Source organism: Nocardioides sp. P5_C9_2 (assembly GCF_054049555.1).
In genome coordinates this window covers 1-1506 of sequence record NZ_JBFUMD010000682.1, presented here as the reverse complement: position 1 = coordinate 1506, position 1506 = coordinate 1, and the positions used below count along the sequence as shown (strand labels likewise).

At 71.0% G+C, this 1506-nt stretch carries 1 pseudogene; it reads left to right on the top strand.

Going from position 1 to position 1506, the window contains the following annotated elements:
- Positions 1-1274 (top strand): annotated as a pseudogene (locus ACXJKL_RS20965) (excinuclease ABC subunit UvrA); the annotation flags it as partial.
- Positions 1275-1506: the final 232 nt, after the last annotated feature.

Genomic DNA, 1506 nt, shown 5'->3' with positions numbered 1-1506 from the left:
ACATCGGTCCCGGCGCCGGCGAGCACGGCGGCCAGGTCGTGCACAGCGGTAGCGTCAAGGACCTCTACGAGCACCCCGACTCGATCACCGGGCAGTACCTCTCGGGACGCCGGCAGATCCCGGTCCCCGAGATACGCCGCCCGCGGACCAAGGGCCGCGAGCTCACGGTGCACGGTGCCAAGGAGAACAACCTGCGCAACGTCGACGTGAGTTTCCCGCTCGGCGTCTTCTGCGCGGTGACGGGCGTCTCCGGGTCGGGCAAGTCGACCCTGGTCAACGACATCCTCTACACGTCGCTGGCCAAGCAGATCTACAACGCCCGGACCGTGCCGGGCCGGCACACCCGGATCAGCGGCACCGAGCACGTCGACAAGGTGATCCACGTCGACCAGTCGCCCATCGGCCGCACCCCGCGGTCCAACCCCGCGACGTACACCGGTGTCTTCGACCACGTCCGCAAGCTCTTCGCGGCTACCCCCGAGGCCAAGGTGCGCGGCTACCTGCAGGGCCGGTTCTCGTTCAACGTCAAGGGCGGCCGCTGCGAGGCGTGCYMSGGCGACGGCRYCATCAAGATCGAGATGMACTTCCTGCCSGACGTCTACGTCCCGTGCGAGGTGTGCCACGGCGCCCGCTACAACCGCGAGACGCTCGAGGTGCACTACAAGGGCAAGACCATCGCCGAGGTCCTCGACATGCCGATCGAGGAGGCCGCCGAGTTCTTCGCGGCCGTCCCGCCGATCGCCCGCCACATGAAGACCCTGTGCGAGGTGGGCCTCGGCTACGTCCGTCTCGGTCAGCCGGCCACCACGCTGTCGGGCGGCGAGGCGCAGCGCGTCAAGCTCTCCAGCGAGCTGCAGAAGCGCTCGACCGGTCGCACGGTCTACGTCCTCGACGAGCCCACCACCGGCCTGCACTTCGAGGACATCCGCAAGCTGCTGCTGGTGCTCGGCAAGCTCGTGGACGCCGGCAACACGGTGCTGGTCATCGAGCACAACCTCGACGTCATCAAGACGGCCGACTGGCTGGTCGACATGGGTCCCGAGGGCGGCTCACGCGGCGGCATCGTGGTCGCCGAGGGCACGCCGGAGACGGTCGCCGCCCACCCCGACAGCCACACGGGCCGCTACCTGGTGCCGCTGCTGGAGGGACGCGCGGCCAAGCAGCCGCGCGGCCGGGTGGCGCCCAAGGAGGAGCCGCCCACGCGGCTGGCCAAGAAGGCGGCGAGGAACGCCGCCGCCAAGAAGTCGGCCGCCAAGCGGAAGGCGACGACCTAGCACCGGTCGGCGCCGTGGCCTGCCGCCCATGCCGCTGGGTGCGGTGGCCTACGGTGGGCGGCACCCGTCGAGCTGATCGAGAGGCCACCCCATGAGCGAGCACTCCGTCTCCCGCCGCCGCTTCACCGCGACCGCGTCCGCCGGGCTGGCGCTTCCCGTCCTCGCCGCGTGCGGGTCCGGCGACTCGGGCACGGCGACCGACTCGTCGGGTTCCGCCGGCGGCGTCCTCGCG